We start from the raw sequence: 17,698 nt of genomic DNA on the forward strand, positions 1-17,698 counted from the left end.
ACCAGTCTCCCTGACCGTGCAATCACTCATATTTCTGACTCGAATCCCTATTGAGCCGGTTTGACGAAAAATGTATATATCTATTCTCTTCCATTACCGGGCCATCGGCAACCAATGAAAACGACATTCCAACGCTATGCTGTGCTGTGTGCAGCCTTCCTGGCTTGTGCCACCGCGCAGGCCGAAATCGGCAAGCGCTTCCCTTCCGAACGCAAGGTGGTCAAGGACCCGGTCACCGGCACCATGCTGACCTTCCTGACCAGCAAGCCGCATGGCGATTCCAAGATCTATCCCACCCATCCGCAATGGACTTCGGATGGCAAATGGCTGGTATTCCGCTCGAACATCGCCGGCAAGGAGGCGGTGGCGGTCAATGAACAGAGCGGCGATATCGTGCAGGTCAGCGAAGGCGGTTACACCGGTATGCTGAACCTGGCGCGCAAGTCGATGAAGCTGTACTTCATGCGCAATGACGGCGGCGCCGCCAAGCGCTTGCAGATTGTTGAAGTCGATCTGGCGCGCGTGTTTGCCGACAGCGCCGCCGGCACGCTGAAGCCTGCCGACGCGTATCAGCGTGTGGCGGGCACCACGCCGGTCGAGCTGGAAGCCGGCGGCGACATGGCGCTGGACGCGGATGAGGAATGGGTTTATTTCCGCGTCGGTCCTGGTGAGGCGGCGCGCCATCTGGCGCCGGGCACGAAAATCGAACCGGCTTTCGGTCCGCGCAAGATGGGCGCAGGGCCGAACGGCATCGCGCGCATGAACCTGCGTACTGGCGAGTTCCGTCATGTGGTGTCGGTGCCGTTCCAGATCGGCCATATCCAGGCCAATCTGTTCAATCCAGGCGAAATCGTATTTTGCTGGGAGACTGGCGGCAAGTCGCCGCAACGCACCTGGACCGTGAAGGCCGATGGCAGCGGCTTGCGTCCGTTGTATCCGGAAGCGTCGTATGAATGGGTGACGCATGAGGCGGTCATCAGCAAGGATGAAGTGGCGATGGCCATCATGGGTCATCGTCCTGTGCCTGGTGCCAGCGGTGCACCGGGCACGGATGTCGGCGGCGCCAATCCGGGACAGGATGCGGAATGGGGCAATGCCGGCACGCGCGAAAAGCCGACCGGCCTGGCCATCGTCAACCTGCGCACACGCGAAATGACGATTGCCGGACAGACGCCGTCTGGCAGCGGCTTGTGGCATGTGCATGGGTCGTCCGATGGCCGATGGGCCGTGGGCGACGATTTCAGCCGCTCGGTGTACCTGATCGACCGCCGCACGCGCGAAATGATGATGTTGACCACCGGCCACCGCACCACGGCGGCCGATCATCCGCATCCGACCTTCAACGCCGATGGCACGCGCATCCAGATCCAGTCGGCGATGCTGTCGGAAGATGGCCGCACGATGAACATCTGCATCGTGCCGGTACCGGAAGCGTGGCTCAAGCGCTGAAAAACGCCTTCAACGACTGCGCTTCCGGCAGCACATCACTCCAGGCCTCCAGCTGCGCCAGGCTGGCCTTCGCCAGTTTGGCGCGCGCAGCCTTCGACAGCGGCCCGAAACGCCGCGTCAACTGCCGCTCCAGCACCGACGCCACGCCCTCCCTGATGCCCTCCCTGATGCCCTCCTCCCGGCCTTTCTCCCATCCCTTATCCATAAATGACTGCTCCAATGGGCTGATCCATTCCATTTTTTGCTCCTTCTCCCATTTCAGGATAGCCCGCCAGTAGCGTTGCTGATGTGCTTCCGGCAAGACCATCATCCAATTGATTATCTTGAAGAGCATAATTATGCGCGCCTTACTCCAACCGTGTTGATACAGTAGCTTGGTAAGCTGCCACTTGGACGCATAGAGTTGATTCACATCATGACGGGCCTGCTGCGTGCGCAAGTGGACCAATGTGATCCAGGCAAAAGGATTATGCGACGCCTGCAACTCGTCAGTCTGGCCGGCAAAATCCAGCAACTTGGCGGCGGTAAAGTAAAACGTGGTTGCCGTGCCCTGCACCTGGCTATGCCAGGCGTCAGGACGCCAGTTCGGATCATCGTCTGCCAGCAATGCCAGGCTGACCACCGGCCGCGCGTGCTCCTTGTGTATCCGATAGTTATAGTCGTATACGCGTCGCGCAAAGTGGGCATCGCGCTGCGCCTGCACTTCGATGTGAACGAGTATCCACTGCCTGCTGCTGTTAAGCAGGCAGACTTCGACCAGTTTGTCTGCGATCAGGCCGCCCGGTGTGCCGCTGAAACTGATACCTGCAAGTTCCTTGTCGCGGAAGCGCGGCCGTTTTGACCAGTCGATCTGGATGCAGAGGTCAGGGAAGAAAAAAGTAATGAATGCCCGGAAAGCAAAGGTTATCGCTGCTTTCCAGGGAGTGTCATAACGGGCGGATGGCGTGGGATTCGGCATCCGCCCAGTCTCGGCCTGGATTGCCCAGGCCGTATTGAGCTACTACAAGGCGCGATTTCAGAACTTGTAGTTCAGCCCCAGCACGAAGGTGCGGCCGGAGTGGACGTACAGCAGCGTGTCGTTGCGCTGGGTGTCGCGGCCGTAGCGCAGTGGCGTGTCACGCAGGTTTTGCCCTTCCAGGCTGATACGCAACTGCGGCGTGAGGTTGTACGACAGGCTCATATCCACGTTGGTCGACGCATCGACGACGGTGTAGTCGGCGCCGTTCACATCGCCCAGCACCGCCAGGATGTAGGACGAACGGTAAGCCGCCGACACGCGTGCGCTGAACTTCTGATCTTCATAGTAAAGCGTCAGGTTGCGCGTATTCGGCGACAGGCCGGTGAAGTTGGCCACCTGCGTCAACTGCTCGTTGGCTGGCGTGGTCGGATTGTCCACTCGCGTGATATAGGTGATCTTCGACCTGACGTGCGTGGCATTGGCCAGCACACCGAAGTTGTTCCACGGCGCAGGCAGGAAGCTGAACGGCGCCTGCAGATTGAATTCCAGGCCATTCAACGGACCGCCAGCCGTGTTGACCTTGCGGCTCACCACCACCTCGGTGGTCGGCAACGTCGGACAAATCGGCGTGGCACCGCTGATCGAGCAGCCGTTGAAGACCAGCAGATCGTTCGGCAAGCCCAGCGTGTTGTACGGCACGCGCTCGTTGACGCTCTGGATGAAGGAGCCGATGTCCTTGTGGAAGTAGCCCAGCGACACCATGGCGTTCTTCGCGTAGTACCACTCCGCCTGCAAGTCATAGGTCTTGGCGCGGATAGGGTCCAGCTGCGGATTGCCGATCGAGACCGACTGCGAAATCTGCGACACGGTCGCCGATGGCGCCAGGTCCACATACTCCGGCCGCGACAGCGTCTTGCCCGCCGAGAAGCGCACGAAGACATCTTTCGGCAGCTGCGCAGTCAGGTTCAGCGCCGGCAACCAGTCACGGTACTTTTTCGATCCGACGTTAGGCTGCAACGCACCGTTGACGTTGATCAGCGCAGTGGAAGTGGCGGTGGTGTCCGCGCCGCGCACACCAACATTGCCGCGCCAGCCGATGCCCAGCGCATCATAGTTGAAGTCGACCATGCCGTACACAGCATCGATCTTCTCTTCCACACGGCGATTGGTCTGTCCCAGAATGTTGTACTCCGAACCCGGCACCGCCGAGCAATGGCACTCGATGTTGTACACGGCGAGGAATTTATCCAGGTCGACCGCAGACCATGACGATGGAATGCCGCTGCCACCCAGGCCGCTGCCGAAGCCGGTGATCTGGCGCGAGATGCTGGCCATGGTCACGCCGGCCGGCAGCGTCAGGCCATTCGCACCGGAGCCGACTTCGTAATTGCTCCAGGTGTTTTTGCGCTTCGACAGACCAAAGCGCGAGGTCAGATGATCGTTGATCTCCCAGCTCAGATTGGCGGCATGGGTTTGCAGCTTGTTGGTGGTGTCCAGGTAGCGGCCAACGAACTGCCCGTGCACCGTACCGTCGGCATCCTGCGGCGCGAAGCTGAAGCTGTTCGGATCCGTGATGTCGATGCCGAAGTTCAGCGTCGGCACGTTGCGGTTGTTACGGAAATCCCACGAGAAGCCGTTGGCGTTCGGCGAGTCGAACTGCACGGTTGCACGCATCGGTTCATTCAGGTTGCTATTGGAGCTACCCGTCATGAAGTCGACTTTGAGCGTGTCGCTGAACTTGTGGCTACCAGACAGCACGTGCTGGCGGAACTTGGTGGTGTACACGTCCACCAGGCCTTCGGTACGGACGTCGACGCCATTGAACTTGCCGTAGTCCCAGCTGCCGTTGTCGTTGAAGTGCGCGTCCACGATGGAGGTCTGCGGCTTGCCGTTGGCGGCGCCCAGCGTGCGGCCGAACGAGATGGCCGAGATGTAGTTGTCATGGCGCGTGTTGGCGAACTTGCCGTACATGAAGTCCAGGTTGAACTCCGTCTCGTTATTCGGACGCCATTGGTAGGAGTTGGTGATGCCGGTGCGCTCGTAGTCGGTCTGCGAGCGGCGATAGCGCGGGATGCGCGGCGCAAAGGCGCCGGAACCGGCCGCCGGGCTGGCCACCGTGCCGCCGTAGTTATCGAGACGATTCATCACATCGTTGTACGCGCTGCTGACCGAAGTACGCGGCAGATTGAAGCCGCAATTGGCGGCAGTAATGCCCTTGACCGCACTGTTGGCCGGATTCTGCACCGCCGCACCGACCGGCGAGCAAAAGCCGCCATCGGCACTGGCGCTCAGCAGCTCCACCGCCTCATAGCCTTCCTCGGTGGCGCGGCGCTTGGCGAAGGCGCCGGAAATCAGCGCGCCGAATTTACCGTAGTCGGTATTCCAGCGATCGGACAACAGGCCGGTTACGCGCGGCTGGGTTTTCTCGGTCAGCGTATTGTGGAACTCCTGCACGCCCAGGCTGATGGTGCGGTCCTTGAAGTCGAACGGCCGCGCGGTGCGCAGGTCGACGGTGGCGCCCAGCGAGCCTTCTTCCACCGAGGCTTCAGAGGTTTTGCGCACTTCCAGGCTGTTAAACAGCTCGGAGGCAAACACCGAGAAGTCGAAGCCACGGCCACGATTGGTACTGCCGTTGATGTCGGAAGCGCCCGTCGCCGCCACACCTTCGATGCCGTTGATGCGCACGCGCGTGAAGCCGGCGTTCAGGCCGCGCACCGTGATCTGCTTGCCCTCGCCGCCATCGCCGCGCGCCAGCGCCACGCCAGGCACGCGCTGCAAGGATTCGGCCAGGTTAGCGTCGGGGAATTTGGCGATGTCCTCGGCCTTGATGACGTCGACGATGCCGTCGGAATTCTTCTTGGTGTTCAGCGCGCTGTTCAAGCTGGCGCGAAAGCCAGTCACCACCACGACCGTTTCATTGTCCTGCGCTGCAGGAGTGGCGTTAGCCGGCGCCGCCTCCTGCGCATGTGCCTGCAGTGACGCGAGCATGGCCACCACCGCGATGTGGATCAATGTCGGCTGTATCCCGTTCTTTTTGCTTGTTTGCATACGAGTCTCCAGTTATTTTTATCAGAGCTTTGCGCTCACTGGCCATCTTACGTAGCAAATACCTGGAGGAAGACTGGCATTGTGGCGGCCATGCCTCGCTTTTAAGAAATACTCAACGAGTTGATCACGGCGCTGCGCGGCTTCAATCAACAATAAGATTATTCAATCACTTCCGGTGCAAATCCTTGGCTATATCGGTTAGTGTGACGTGTTTAATACCTATTCTGGAGACAGCAAACAAGTGAAAACCAAACATCTGCTGATGGCCGCCATCATCGCCGCCGCCCTGCCCTTGTCTGGCCCGGCCCTGGCCCAGCACGCGCCGCCGCCGCAGGAAAAAGGCCCCAACACAGCGGACGCCATGCTGCATGCGCTGGACGTCACTTATCCCAATCCCTACCGCGCCATGGAAGCAGCCGAGGTCAAGGCAGTACTGGACCGGGTGTTCGGCTACCTGGACGCGGTGACGCCGGCGGAACTCATTAACAAGACCAGCCACGCGCCGATCGCCAAACTTGACAAGGCCGATCCCGACGCCGTGCTCAAGCCGGGCGACTTCCGCCTGACCAGCTATGAATGGGGCGTGACCTACGCCGGCATGCTGGCCGCCGGCAGCGCCACCGGCGACAAGCGCTATACCGACTACACCATCAAGCGCCACCAGCTGATGGCCGACCTGACCCGCCTCTACCTGCCAACCGTGCAGGCCGACAAGGCCAATGCTCAAGCCCCTATCAAGAGCTTCCTGAATCCGCACGCACTGGACGATGCCGGCGCGCTGTGCATGAGCTTTCTGAAAGCGCAGCAGTCCGGCGTCAAGGTGGACTACAGCCAGCTGGTGCCGATCTGTAGCACCTTCGTCACCGAAAAAGAATATCGACTGAAGGATGGCACGCTGGCGCGCGGCGGTCCAGGCGCCGACGGCAAGCCGAAGATGCGCCCGCTGCCGGATACACTGTGGCTGGACGATATGTTCATGGGCGTGCCGACCATCGCGCTGATGGGCAAGCAAAGCGGCAGCGCCAAATATTATGACGACGCCGCCCGCCAGGTGCTGCAATTCTCCAGGCGCATGTTCAATCCGCAGTTGGGCATTTATATGCACGGCTATGTCGAAGGCATGCGCGACCATCCGGAAATGCATTGGGCGCGCGCCAACGGCTGGGCGTTGATGGCGATGGTGGAGGTGCTGGAGGTACTGCCGAAGAACCATAAGCAGTACAAGGCTGTTGAAGCCCAGTTCCGCGCGCACGCCAACGGCCTGGCCAAATACCAGCACAAGGACGGCTTGTGGCACCAGTTGATTGATCGTCCGGATTCTTATCTGGAAACCTCGGCCACCGCCATCTACACCTATGCAATTGCGCGCGGCGTCAACCGCGGCTATCTGGACAAGGAGATGTTCGGCCCGATGGCCAATCTGGCCTGGAACGCGGTGGCCGGCAAGGTTAACGCCAAGGGCGAAGTGGAAGGTGTCTGCGTCGGCACCGGCATGGCGTTCGATCCGGCGTTCTACTACTACCGCCCGGTCAGCACCAAGGCCGCCCACGGTTACGGTCCGGTGCTGCTGGCCGGCGCCGAGATTATCGAGATGAACAAGAAGTACAAATTCGGCTTGAACGATAGCGGCTTGATGTATCAAGGCCCGCGCTAAGCCAGGTTGCCACGGGAAGGCGAGGCGCCGTCCCGTGGCTGTTTTTGCTAGCTGTTGGAAAATCCCTCAACATTGCTGGTGCTGATGGCTTTCTCCCGCACGGACTGCACCCGCACTCCACTCAACGCCACATCCCTGACCGGCATACCGGGATCTCCCTGAATGCGGCAGACAAACCGCGCCTCGCCAACCCGCACATTACTGACATGCAGGCCTTCGATCGGCGTCAGCCTGCGCTCGTAAGTCGGCACAAGATTGCGCCACTGGTACAGCACATCCGTCTCCACGCACAGCGGCCCACCAGCGATCTTCGTGGCGGTGACATTGCGCATGTGGATGTTGCGCACATAACCGCCGCGCCGCTCGTTGGTCTTCACGTACAGGATGTTGTTGATCTCGACCAGCGTTGTACCCTTGACCGGGCCATCGGCATCGCCGCGATCGAAGTGACAATTATCGACCAGGATATTTTCCACGCCACCCGACAGCTCGCTGCCGATCGCCAGCAACTGATGGCCGTTCTTGATACGGCAGTTGCGGATCACGATATTCTTTGCCGGTGAAGCCAACCGCCAGCCGTCGAACTCCCGGCCCGACTTGACGGAGATCGCATCGTCGCCCTGATCGAAAACACAGTCTTCGATCAGAACGTTCTGGCTCATTTCCGGATCGACGCCGTCATTGTTATGTCCATGCGCGCGAATGTCGACGCGGCGTATCACAACATCCTGGCACATATATGGATGGACGGTCCAGAACGGACTGTCACGTATGCTGATATCTTCGACCAGCACATTGCGGCAGCGGTTGAACTGCACGAAGTGTGGACGCAAGTGTGCTTCGCCTTGCGCCATCTGGCGCTCGCTGACCGGCACATTGCGTACGGCGTACTGGTACAGCGTCACCAGCGCATCCATATGCGGCTTGGGGCGTGCGTACCAGAGGCGCCAGACATCGAGTGTAGCCTGCAGCGTGCCTTTGCCGCTCAGCGCCACGTTGTCGCAGTCGTAGGCATATAGCAGCGGCGAGTAGTTATAGCATTCGATGCCCTCCCAAGACGTCGGCACCGCTGGCAGGTAGTCTTCCGGCTGCCCGGAGAACAGCAGCACGGCGCCTTCCTCAACATGCAGGTCAACGTTACTCTTAAGGTGGACCGCCCCGGTAAGCCAAGTACCGCGAGGGACCAGCACCCGACCGCCGCCCGCAGCGTTGGCGGCGCTGATCGCCACAGCGATGGCCTTCGTCGTCGCAGCCTTGTCGCCGGCGACCGCACCGTAGCTGGTGATGCTGAAGCGCGGCGCCTCCGAAAAATTGGGAACGCGGACAGGTGGCATGTCAAACGGCGCGCTCACCCGGATGGTTTCGAGGGCGAGACGTGACTCCGGCACGGCCGCCTTGGCATACAACGGCAATGCTGGCAGCAGAGTAGCGGCGCGCAGCAGCGTGCGGCGCTGTTTGTTCAGCGGGCGGCTCATCATGACTGCGGCTTTGCCATCTTCTTCAACTCCGATGCCGCCAGCAGGAAGCCGCCCACGCCGTAGTTAAAACTCGATGTCGGACGATAGAACGCGGGTTCGGCGCCGGTTTGCTGGATGCCGCCCAGACGCCCGTCCGCGTAGATATTCGTCAGCAGTCCGGCCCAGGCCCGCTCGATCACCGGACGATACACCTTGGCGTCCAGATAGCCCTTGTTGACGCCATACGCCATGCCATACACGAACAGCGCGGCGCCGGAGGTTTCCGGCAATGGATAGGTAGCAGGGTCAAGCAAGCCGGCGTGCCATTGGCCGTCCGGTCCCTGGATCTGGGCGATACGGGCAGCCATCTGTTGCAGTTGCTCGATGTAGAACGGCCGTTGCGGATCGTCCGCAGGAATGTAGTCCAGCGTGCGCGCCAGCCCACCCATCACCCAGCCTTCGCCGCGCGACCAGAAAATCTTCTTGCCGTTCGCTTCGCGCTTGCTCTTGTAGCTGGCGTCGCGTGCGTACAGGTGCTCTTCCTTGTCGTAGAGCAGATCGTAGGTCTGGCGCCATTGGGTGTGCACGTAGTCCAGGTATTTGCGTTCGCCGGTGGCCTTGTACATCTTGACCCACACCGGCGGCGCCATGAACAGCGCGTCGCACCACCACCAAGGCTGGCGCTCATCGCCGGGACGCAGGGTTTTCAGGCTGATCAGTGTGTCGAGCTGCTCACGCGTGGGCGCGATGCGTTCGGGCGACGGCTGCTGGAAGTACAGTTCAAGATAGGTCTGGGCGATGGCGATATCGTCGGCGTTCGGATACGGCGTGCGCAGTTTCCATTCAAAGCCATTGGCCATGGCCAGCATGGCGTCGCGGTATTTCGGGTCGCCGGTGGATTCGGAGACGGCCATGAAGCCGCTGAACAGCACCGCCGAGGTCCATATCTTGTCCAGGTGACGCATGGTGCGCTCCAGCTGCCAGTCAGCGACCTTGCGCATCGCCTTGTCAATCGCCGCCGGGATCAGTTCCGGCGACAAGCCAGTTGCACGCGACCCGCCATCGGCTGGAGCGTCACCGAAAAAGCGGCTGGTATCCTTGTCGATGATGGCTTGCATCTCCGGCGTTGGCTGCGGATAGTTCTGCTGCGCGTGGGCCTGGGTGGCGCAAGCCAGCATCAGGGCAAGGTAGATGGTTTTCTTTTTCATTGCTTGGTCTCCGAAAGCAAGCGCACTTGTCCCAGCATGCCCGATGGGCGTGGACTGATCAGGTGCGTATCTTGTGGTACGAAACGTTGGCCGTAGCGGGCCGATAGCAGGCGGTAGTCTGGACGCTCCTGGCCAGCCAGCAGATTGATCGACAAATTGGCGACTTGTACTTCAATGCGGTTGTCGCCGGGCTTGAGCAGCGTGCTGACATCTAGCTGATATGGCGGATGCCAGACAGCGCCGGCGCGTTGGCCGTTGATGTAGACCACGGCGGCCTCGCGGATCGGGCTTTCCAGCATGGCGCGCATGCCGGCAGGGACTTTGGGCGTACTGTCCAGTGGCGTCCCCTGGCCGAAATCCAGTTTGATGCGCGAGGCTTGCAACTGCCTGGCGTCCAGTGTGATGGTCTTCGAGTAGATGCCGACGCCGGAGTAATAGCGTGTGGCCGGGTCGTCAGCCCAGGAAGTCAGATGGGCCAGCGTGCGCGGCTGGGCTAATGCGCCGCCGGCGCCGGGAAAACTGAGCTGCCAGTCGGCGCCCAGGTCCATGAGGGTGGTGGCCGGCGCTGCGGCAGTGCGCCCCGCTTCGGCGCCCGGCTGCTGGGCGGCGGGAACGCCGCTGTCCGATAGCACCAGTACACGTGATTCGTATGGCGCCAGTGTCAGTTCCAGCGACGGCCTTACCGTGGCTGGTGTTACCGATCCGTCGTGCGGATTCCACCACGCGGCGTGGGCACGCTTGGCAGCCAGCGTAGCTGTCGTGCGTACTTCGTGATTGCTGGTGTTGGCGATGAAGTAGATGTCGCCATCCGTCAGCTTGCGCCGTATGAAGCCAACTGCCTCGGCCTGCGACGCGACGTGGAAATCCGCTGCGATCGCCTTGCCGACCGCTGCGCCCAGCGCCGCCTCCGCCGCCACCATTTGCACGCCCGGCAGCGCAAACAACTGCTCGCTCAACTGGCGCACGCGCCTGGTCTGCGCCGCCGCATCGCGGTAGCCGGGAGCCAGCGATGGCTTGCTGCCGACCGCAATCAGCTTGCCACCAGCCTTGACGTGCTTGATCAGCCGCTCCAGTGTATCAACCGACATGCGCTTGGCATGCGGCAGCACGATCAGCGGATAGCGCTTGCTACTGTCGCGCAGCGCCTCATCATCGAGAAAATCGACATTGTGGCCGGCATCGAGAATCTGCTCCATCACCACCGGTGTCACATGCTTGTGCATCTCGGCTGACAACGATACCTTGGCCGGTTCGGACTCCGCATACACATCATCATTTGGCAGCAGCAATGCTACATCGTTGGCCGGCTCGCCCTGGCGCAGCAGATAGCTGGTGCGTTGCAAATACGCGTTCACGTCGGGCATCACGTTCCACCACGGCTGGTGGTTGTTGAACACCGACGCTGCATAGAATGAATATCCTGGCTCCTGTACGCCAGGCGGTGTGTACGGCCAGCCGTGGCCGACGAACAGGTTCACGCCTTGCAGCAGCATGCGGTCCGCCTCCACCTTCATGTCCAGCGGCGTCGCACTGAAGGCGGGAGAATTCAGCCAGGTCCAGGTTTCAGCCGAGATCACATTGCGGCCATACAGATGGCCTGCCGATGTCGCCAGGCGGGTGAACGAAAACTCGCGGAACTGCGGCCCCTCGCCTTCCGGCAGGGCCACCAGCCGGTTGCTGGACAAGGATACCGCCGGCTCGCCGTAGGTCTGCGAACGGAAGCGGGTATGGTGGCGCTTCGCCCAGTCATCCACCGGCGTCAGATAGCGTTCGTTGACCAGCTCCGTCTGCGTCAACGCCCAATCACGCCGTAGCGCGCCGGCATCCGGTCCCTGACCGCTGTAGACCACCGGCAGGTGCGGCTTCAGGTCGTAGCCACGACGGCGCTGGAATTCGGACAGAAAATCGTCGGTCCAGTCAGTGTTATACACCTCCAGGCTATCGGAAAACACCGCATATGGCGGCTTGTCGCCGAAGGCTTGCAATAAAGGCTCGGCCACCTGCTGCAAGTGGTGATCAATCGCCGTGCGGCTCAAATGGTCCAGCACAAAACCTTCCGCGCCAAGCGCGGCGCGCTTGACCTGCTGCGCCGTGCGGCTGGCGATATAGAACACCAGCACACGCTCGCCATCGGCGGTTGCGACCTGCGCACGACCATTCGCCAGTGTCGGCTCGATGAGCACCAACCGCGTCGCATCGAACTGCTTGTCGTTGCCCGCACCAACAAAGGCAGCCACCAGCTTCTCACCGCTGCCAATCGACGGCACAGCGACCGAATCGGCTCCCGCAGGCAGCGTCACGGGGGCCACACGCAGGCGCGATGCAGCCTCCGTCACCGGCACATGCGGCCCGCCGTAGGGCCAGCCGCTGGCCAGCGTCATGTCGACGCGCAGATTGTTCTCGTGCGCTTTCTGGTTGACGAAGCTGACCGCATCCAGAAAATCCGCCGACAGATAAGGTAGATTGCGGATGCCGCGCGCCGGATCGTCGAGTTCCATCGGATACACAGGCTGGATCTCGAAACCGCCAAAGCCGCCCTGCTTCATGGCAAGCATTTCGCGCTCCAGCTGCGGCTTGACCACCGCCGGGCCAAACCACCACCAGCGCACCATCGGCCGCGCATCGGCCGGCGGAGCCGCCAAGTGACGCTGCACGTCTGCCACGGTGGAGAAACGATGAGAATCGCCGGCATCGCCGGGCGGCTCGGCTTGGGCGCGCGCCACCGCGCAAATCAACAGGCACAGAATACGTTTTTTCATCCAGCCAGTAGAAATCAGCGAGCTACCGCATGTCAATCACGTAACAATCAACATCATGAGCAATAAGCGAATAATCACCGCCCTGATCGACGTATCATGATCGCCCATGCGGCCGGCAGCTGCGGCATCGTCGCTCGGACCAGGCCCAAGCCAATTGCTCACACAGTTGATCGGCTAGCACTTGCATTGCTGGACGGACTGGCAGCATTATTTCCGCTGACTCTTGCACAGGAAAGTACATGACTGCTCAATATACCCGCCGCCGCTTCACCAAGACCTTGCTGGCCTCCACGCTTGCCGTCGCTGCCAGCCAGTCTGGCGCACAAAGCGCCAATCGCAAGCCTATTACCGAATTCGGCGCGGTCGCCGATGGCAAGACGGTTAATACCAGGGCCATTCAGGCTGCGATCGATCAATTGGCTGTACAAGGTGGCGGCACGGTGGTCGTGCCAGCGGGCCGGTTTGTCAGCGGTGCGCTGTTCCTCAAGCCGCAGGTGCACCTGCACCTCGAACAAGGAGCGGTGCTGGAATGTTCGACCGACATGGCGAACTTCCCGCCGCGCCGCACCCGCATCGAGGGGCACTTCGAGGACAAGTTCACGCCGGCCCTTATCAATGCCAGCGGTTGCAACGGGCTGCGCATCACCGGCGAAGGCACGCTGGATGGTGCCGGCCGGCCAATCTGGGATTTGTTCTGGAAGCTGCGTAATGCAGCCAAGGACCCGCACAACTTTCCTAACCTGGGCTTGCCGCGTGCGCGCCTGGCACTGATCGACAGTTCACGCGATGTGCTGGTGGAAGGTGTGACTTTCAAGGATTCGCAATTCTGGAACCTGCATATCTATAACTGCCAGGAAGTCACTGTGCGCAAGGCGCGCTTTGTCGTCCCCGATGATTACAAGCAGGCGCCAAGCACCGATGGCATAGATCTGGACAGCTGCCAGCGTGTGACGATCGATGGCTGCTATTTCTCCGTGACCGATGACTGCATCGCTGCCAAGGGTTCGAAAGGACCGCTTGCACTGGAAGATCGCAGCAGCCCACCGGTCGAGCATATCCGCGTGCGCAACTGCGTGTTCAAACGTGGCCACAGTGTGCTGACGTTGGGCAGTGAGGCAACCATCGTGCGTGATGTGGTGATCGAGGATTGCGAGGTGGGCGATGTGCGTGTGGCGCATTTGAAGTTGCGGTCGGACACGCCGCAGCACTATGAGGATATCCATTACCGCAATATCAAGCTGACCGGTTCCAGCGTGTCCATCCTGGACATCATTCCATGGTCGCAGTACAAGAACCTGCAAGGCCAGAAGCCGCCACAGTCCACTGTCCGCAATATCACGTTCACTGCTTTCAGCGGCAGTGCGGGCACGCTGGGGAATATCGCGCCCAATCCGGGCCAGACGACGATGAGTGACATTCAGCTGAAAGACTTCAACGTCAGCCTGCGCGATGGACAGCTGCGTGCCGCCGGTGTGAACAATCTTAAGCTCGACAACGTGATCGTCAACGGCAAGCCTTACACTGCGGTCACGTCCTGATACGACCGGGCCGGCGCGGGTGCGCGCGTCGGCCGGCGGTAATCAGACGATGCCGCTGCTGCTGGCACCGGGCTTGACCGGGCGATCAACAGCCACCTTCTCACGATAGCCCGCGCGGCGATAGGCGGCCACTGGATCAACCGCGCCACCGGAGCGCTGGCGCGCCATCGCCAGGATAGGACTGACATCGGTGCGGAATGCATGTTTGAGCGTCTGCGCCGCCTGCAGCACATCATTCCCCTCCTGGAAACCGCGCAGCGCCACACGGTCCACCAGCGCCGCCTGGACGAATGCTCGCTGCACTTCCACCGCGCTGTTCATCAGGCTTTCGATCGGATCGGTGACATTGTGCGACTGGTCCAGCATATTGGCGGTCTTGAACGACGCGCCTTCGCGCTGTGCGGCATCAGCCAGCTCATTAAACACCAGGAACAGCTGGAAGGGATTGATCGAACCGGAATCCAGATCGTCGTCACCGTACTTGCTGTCGTTGAAGTGGAAACCACCCAGCTTGCCAAACTGCGCCAGCCGCGCGACGATCATCTCGATATTGGTGTTGGGCGCGTGGTGGCCCAGGTCGACCAGGCATTTGGCCTTTGGCCCAAGTTCCTGCGCACAGGCGAAACTGGTGCCCCAGTCGGCGATGGTGGTGGCATAGAACGCCGGTTCAAACAGCTTGTGTTCGATGTAGACGTTCCAGTCGTCCGGCAGCGCCGCATAAATCGAGCGCATGCTGTCCAGGTAGCGCTCCAGCGAGCCGCGCAGATTATTCTGGCCGGGGAAGTTGGCGCCATCGCCTATCCACACGGTCAATCCCTTCGAACCGAGCGCGCGACCCAGCTCGATACATTCGACATTGTGCGCCACCGCCTGCTCGCGCGCGGCGGCGTTCTGCGCGGTCAGGCTGCCGTACTTGTAGGTATGTGCCTGCCCCGCCTGATCCTGGAAGGTGTTCGAGTTGACCAGGTCGAAATACAGATTGTAGCCATGAGCTTTTTCCCGTAATTCGGCGGTATCGCTGATCTTATCCCATGGGAAGTGCAGCGACACGCCAGGCGTGGCCTGCGTCAGTTGATGGATGACCGCGCAGTCATCCAGCTTTTCGAAGACATTGCGCGGCTCGCCCTTGCCGGGAAAACGCGCGAAACGCGTGCCGCCGGTGCCCGCACCCCAGCTGGGCAGGGCCACCGCAAATTGCTGCGCCAGCGCGGTCAGCGTTTCGATATCGACGCCACGACGCGACAGCATGCCTCCCAGTGCGTCGTAATCGGCATGCAGATTGGCTTGCAGGCTGGCGTTATGTTCTTCCACCAGGGTTTGATTGATGAGCGTACCCATATTGTGTCTCCTCTATTATTTTTATCGGGTGAAGGCGGCGGCGTTGCCAGCGTCCACATTGATGATGTTACCGGTACTCTTGCCCGCCTTGTCGGAGGCCAGGAAGTACACGGCTTCCGCGATATCCTCCGGCAGTACGCTCAGTTTCAGCATGCTGCGCTGACGGTAGAAGTCTTCCACGTCATCGGCTTCGATCTTGTTGGACTGCGCGCGCTCTTCCTTCCACTTGCCATCCCAGATGCGCGAGCCACGGATGACTGCGTCCGGATTGACCACGTTGACACGCACGCCATGCGCAGCGCCTTCAAGCGCAATGCAGCGCGCCAGGTGGATCTCAGCTGCCTTGGCGGTGCAATAGGCCGAAGCGCCGGCCGATGCCACCAGACCGTTCTTGCTGGCGACAAAGACCATCGAGCCACCCAGCTTTTGCAGCTTCATGATGCGGAAGGCTGCGCGGCTGACCAGGAAGTAGCCCTTGACCAGAATGTCCTGATTGCGGTTCCACACGTCCAGCGTGGTGTCTTCCAGCGGCGCCGACGAGGCAATGCCGGCGTTGGAGATCAGCAGGTCAACGCCACCGAAGTTCAGCGACGACGCTTTCAGAATCTCGTCCACCGCCTCTTCGCCGGTGATGTTGGCAACCACGCTGGCGACACTGTCTTTGCCAGCCACCTTGGCCAGCGCCTTGTGTGCTTCCGCCAGTGCTTCGCTGTCGATATCGGTCAGCAGCACGCAAGCGCCCTCTTGCAACAGCTGGCGAGCCACCGCCTGGCCGATGCCGCCGGCGCCGCCCGTCACCAGCGCGATGCGCCCGGCCAGCGATTTCGGCTTCGGCATGCGTTGTAGCTTGGCTTCTTCCAGTAGCCAGTATTCGATGTCGAAGGCTTCCTGTTCAGGCAGTCCGACATATTTATCGACGCCGTTGGCGCAGCGCATGACGTTGACCGCGTTGACATAGAACTCGCCGGCGATACGCGCGGTGGCCTTGTCCTTGGCGAACGACAGCATGCCAACGCCGGGGATCAGGTAAATGATCGGATTGGCGTCGCGCACAGCCGGGCTGTTGCTGCGCTTGCAGCGGTCGTAATAAGCCTTGTAGTCAGCGCGATAAGCTTCCAGTGCGTCGTCCAGGCCTTCCACCAGCTTGTCGAAGTCCGGCTTGGCCGGATCGAAGTCGACCACGAAGGGACGGATTTTGGTGCGCAGGAAGTGGTCCGGGCAGGAGGTGCCCAGCGCGGCCAGCGGCGCCAGGTCGCGGCTGCAAACGAATTCCAGCACCGCGTCCTGATCGTCAAAGTGGCCAAGCTTGAATTCGCCCTTGCTGATCTTGCCGCGCAGGATAGGCATCAGGCGCGCGGCGAAGTCGGCGCGCTGGCCGGCAGGCAGCGGCTGGACGATGGCGCCGCCGAACGACGGCTGTGCGACATTGGCGTCCAGCCAGTCGCCGGCGCGCTTGATGATGGCCAGCGTGGTTTCGTAGCAGGACTTGGCGGTATCGCCCCAGGTGAACAGGCCGTGTCCTTCGAGGATGATGCCCTTCAGTTGCGGGTTGTTCTTCGAGACTTCTTCCAGCTTCAGGCCCAGGTCATAGCCCGGACGCTGCCATGGCAGCCAGCCCAGCTCACCTTCGAAAATCTTTTGCGTCAGTTCCTTGCTGTTGGCGCAGGCAGCAATCGCGATCACCGAGTCCGGGTGCATGTGGTCGACGTGTTTGCGGGCGATGTAGGCGTGCAGCGGCGTATCGATACTGGCGGCGCGCGGATTCAGGTTGAAGGTGCAATGCGGCAGGTAAGCGACCATCTCGTCCTCATGCTCCAGGCCGCGATAGCGGTTCTTCAGCGCGTTCAGCTTGTCCATGTACAGCGTCGAGAAACCATCGAGCTTGATGCTGCCGAGGTCCCCACCCGAGCCTTTCACCCACAGCACCTCGACTTGTTCGCCGTTGAGCGGATCGGCCATCATGACTTTGGCCGAGGTATTGCCGCCGCCGAAATTGGTGATGCGCAGGTCCGAACCGAGCAGGTTGGAACGGTATAGCAGCAGTTCAGGCTCGCTCATTTGAGCGGCCCTGCTGTCGTCCCATAAAGAGCGGATTGGTTCGTTCTGCTTCGCTTCGTTCATTGCTGATCTCCGTTGTTGATGTGTGCGTCGTGCCGTGGTGGCGATAGCAGTCAGTAGAAATCAGCAGCCCTCGGGGTGTCAATCGACGAACGATCAAGATCATGATTAAGCGGCAAATAATCACAATGCTGATTGGAGAATCATATAGCCGCGAACATGCCGGGAAAA

10 protein-coding genes are annotated in these 17,698 nt (G+C 61.0%); 3 read left to right on the forward strand and 7 right to left on the reverse strand.

From position 1 onward, the window contains the following. Window positions 1-114: 114 nt before the first annotated feature. Complete coding sequence (locus BLS51_RS02655; protein WP_090178728.1) at window positions 115-1,449, forward strand: TolB-like translocation protein; 1,335 nt, start codon at window positions 115-117, stop codon at window positions 1,447-1,449. Here BLS51_RS02655 and BLS51_RS02660 read toward each other — a convergent pair. Continuing rightward, the gene (locus tag BLS51_RS02660; RefSeq protein WP_090178724.1) at window positions 1,439-2,407 is read right to left on the reverse strand and encodes a DUF4351 domain-containing protein; all 969 of its coding nucleotides are present in this window, start codon (window positions 2,405-2,407) and stop codon (window positions 1,439-1,441) included. The two genes, BLS51_RS02655 and BLS51_RS02660, sit on opposite strands and share 11 nt — an antisense overlap. A gap of 57 nt (window positions 2,408-2,464) precedes the next feature. After that, entirely contained in the window at window positions 2,465-5,455 is a 2,991-nt protein-coding gene (locus tag BLS51_RS02665) for a TonB-dependent receptor (protein WP_090178720.1), read from the reverse strand. A 241-nt stretch (window positions 5,456-5,696) separates the two neighbouring features. On the opposite strand from BLS51_RS02665, the gene BLS51_RS02670 reads away from it, so the two are divergent. Then, a complete protein-coding gene (locus BLS51_RS02670) occupies window positions 5,697-7,109 on the forward strand; it encodes a glycoside hydrolase family 88/105 protein (RefSeq protein WP_229207408.1) in 1,413 nt (470 codons plus the stop codon). A gap of 47 nt (window positions 7,110-7,156) precedes the next feature. On the opposite strand, the gene BLS51_RS02675 is transcribed toward BLS51_RS02670, so the two are convergent. Genes BLS51_RS02675 through BLS51_RS02685 form a run of 3 tightly spaced genes read right to left on the reverse strand, consistent with a single transcriptional unit; the run spans window position 7,157 to window position 12,533 of the window. After that, window positions 7,157-8,587: a glycoside hydrolase family 28 protein gene (locus BLS51_RS02675; protein ID WP_229207407.1), complete on the reverse strand. Its 1,431-nt coding sequence runs from the start codon at window positions 8,585-8,587 to the stop codon at window positions 7,157-7,159. Beyond that, complete coding sequence (locus BLS51_RS02680; protein WP_090178715.1) at window positions 8,584-9,774, reverse strand: glycoside hydrolase family 88/105 protein; 1,191 nt, start codon at window positions 9,772-9,774, stop codon at window positions 8,584-8,586. The genes BLS51_RS02675 and BLS51_RS02680 overlap by 4 nt, the downstream gene beginning before the upstream one ends. Next, the gene (locus BLS51_RS02685; RefSeq protein WP_090178711.1) at window positions 9,771-12,533 is read right to left on the reverse strand and encodes a glycosyl hydrolase; all 2,763 of its coding nucleotides are present in this window, start codon (window positions 12,531-12,533) and stop codon (window positions 9,771-9,773) included. The genes BLS51_RS02680 and BLS51_RS02685 overlap by 4 nt, the downstream gene beginning before the upstream one ends. Window positions 12,534-12,772: 239 nt before the next feature. Between BLS51_RS02685 and BLS51_RS02690 the strand changes: the two genes are divergently transcribed. Continuing rightward, the gene (locus BLS51_RS02690) at window positions 12,773-14,071 is read left to right on the forward strand and encodes a glycoside hydrolase family 28 protein (protein ID WP_090178708.1); all 1,299 of its coding nucleotides are present in this window, start codon (window positions 12,773-12,775) and stop codon (window positions 14,069-14,071) included. Between the two features lie 42 nt (window positions 14,072-14,113). Here BLS51_RS02690 and rhaI read toward each other — a convergent pair whose 3' ends face one another. Both rhaI and BLS51_RS02700 read right to left on the reverse strand, forming a co-directional pair. Further along, window positions 14,114-15,409, reverse strand: coding sequence for an L-rhamnose catabolism isomerase (rhaI, locus tag BLS51_RS02695; protein WP_090178705.1), 1,296 nt, complete (start codon window positions 15,407-15,409; stop codon window positions 14,114-14,116). Between the two features lie 21 nt (window positions 15,410-15,430). After that, the gene (locus BLS51_RS02700; RefSeq protein WP_090178701.1) at window positions 15,431-17,530 is read right to left on the reverse strand and encodes a bifunctional rhamnulose-1-phosphate aldolase/short-chain dehydrogenase; all 2,100 of its coding nucleotides are present in this window, start codon (window positions 17,528-17,530) and stop codon (window positions 15,431-15,433) included. Window positions 17,531-17,698: the final 168 nt, after the last annotated feature.

This window comes from Duganella sp. OV510 (genome assembly GCF_900100205.1).
In the GTDB taxonomy this organism is placed as follows: domain Bacteria; phylum Pseudomonadota; class Gammaproteobacteria; order Burkholderiales; family Burkholderiaceae_D; genus Rugamonas.

Excerpts from the sequence above, each read along its gene's own strand:
- BLS51_RS02700 (WP_090178701.1), bottom strand. The coding sequence starts at position 17,530 with ATGAACGAAGCGAAGCAGAACGAACCAATCCGCTCTTTATGGGACGAC.
- BLS51_RS02690 (WP_090178708.1), top strand. The coding sequence starts at position 12,773 with ATGACTGCTCAATATACCCGCCGCCGCTTCACCAAGACCTTGCTGGCC.
- BLS51_RS02685 (WP_090178711.1), bottom strand. The coding sequence starts at position 12,533 with ATGAAAAAACGTATTCTGTGCCTGTTGATTTGCGCGGTGGCGCGCGCC.
- BLS51_RS02675 (WP_229207407.1), bottom strand. The coding sequence starts at position 8,587 with ATGATGAGCCGCCCGCTGAACAAACAGCGCCGCACGCTGCTGCGCGCC.
- BLS51_RS02680 (WP_090178715.1), bottom strand. The coding sequence starts at position 9,774 with ATGAAAAAGAAAACCATCTACCTTGCCCTGATGCTGGCTTGCGCCACC.
- BLS51_RS02665 (WP_090178720.1), bottom strand. The coding sequence starts at position 5,455 with ATGCAAACAAGCAAAAAGAACGGGATACAGCCGACATTGATCCACATC.
- rhaI (WP_090178705.1), bottom strand. The coding sequence starts at position 15,409 with ATGGGTACGCTCATCAATCAAACCCTGGTGGAAGAACATAACGCCAGC.
- BLS51_RS02660 (WP_090178724.1), bottom strand. The coding sequence starts at position 2,407 with ATGCCGAATCCCACGCCATCCGCCCGTTATGACACTCCCTGGAAAGCA.
- BLS51_RS02655 (WP_090178728.1), top strand. The coding sequence starts at position 115 with ATGAAAACGACATTCCAACGCTATGCTGTGCTGTGTGCAGCCTTCCTG.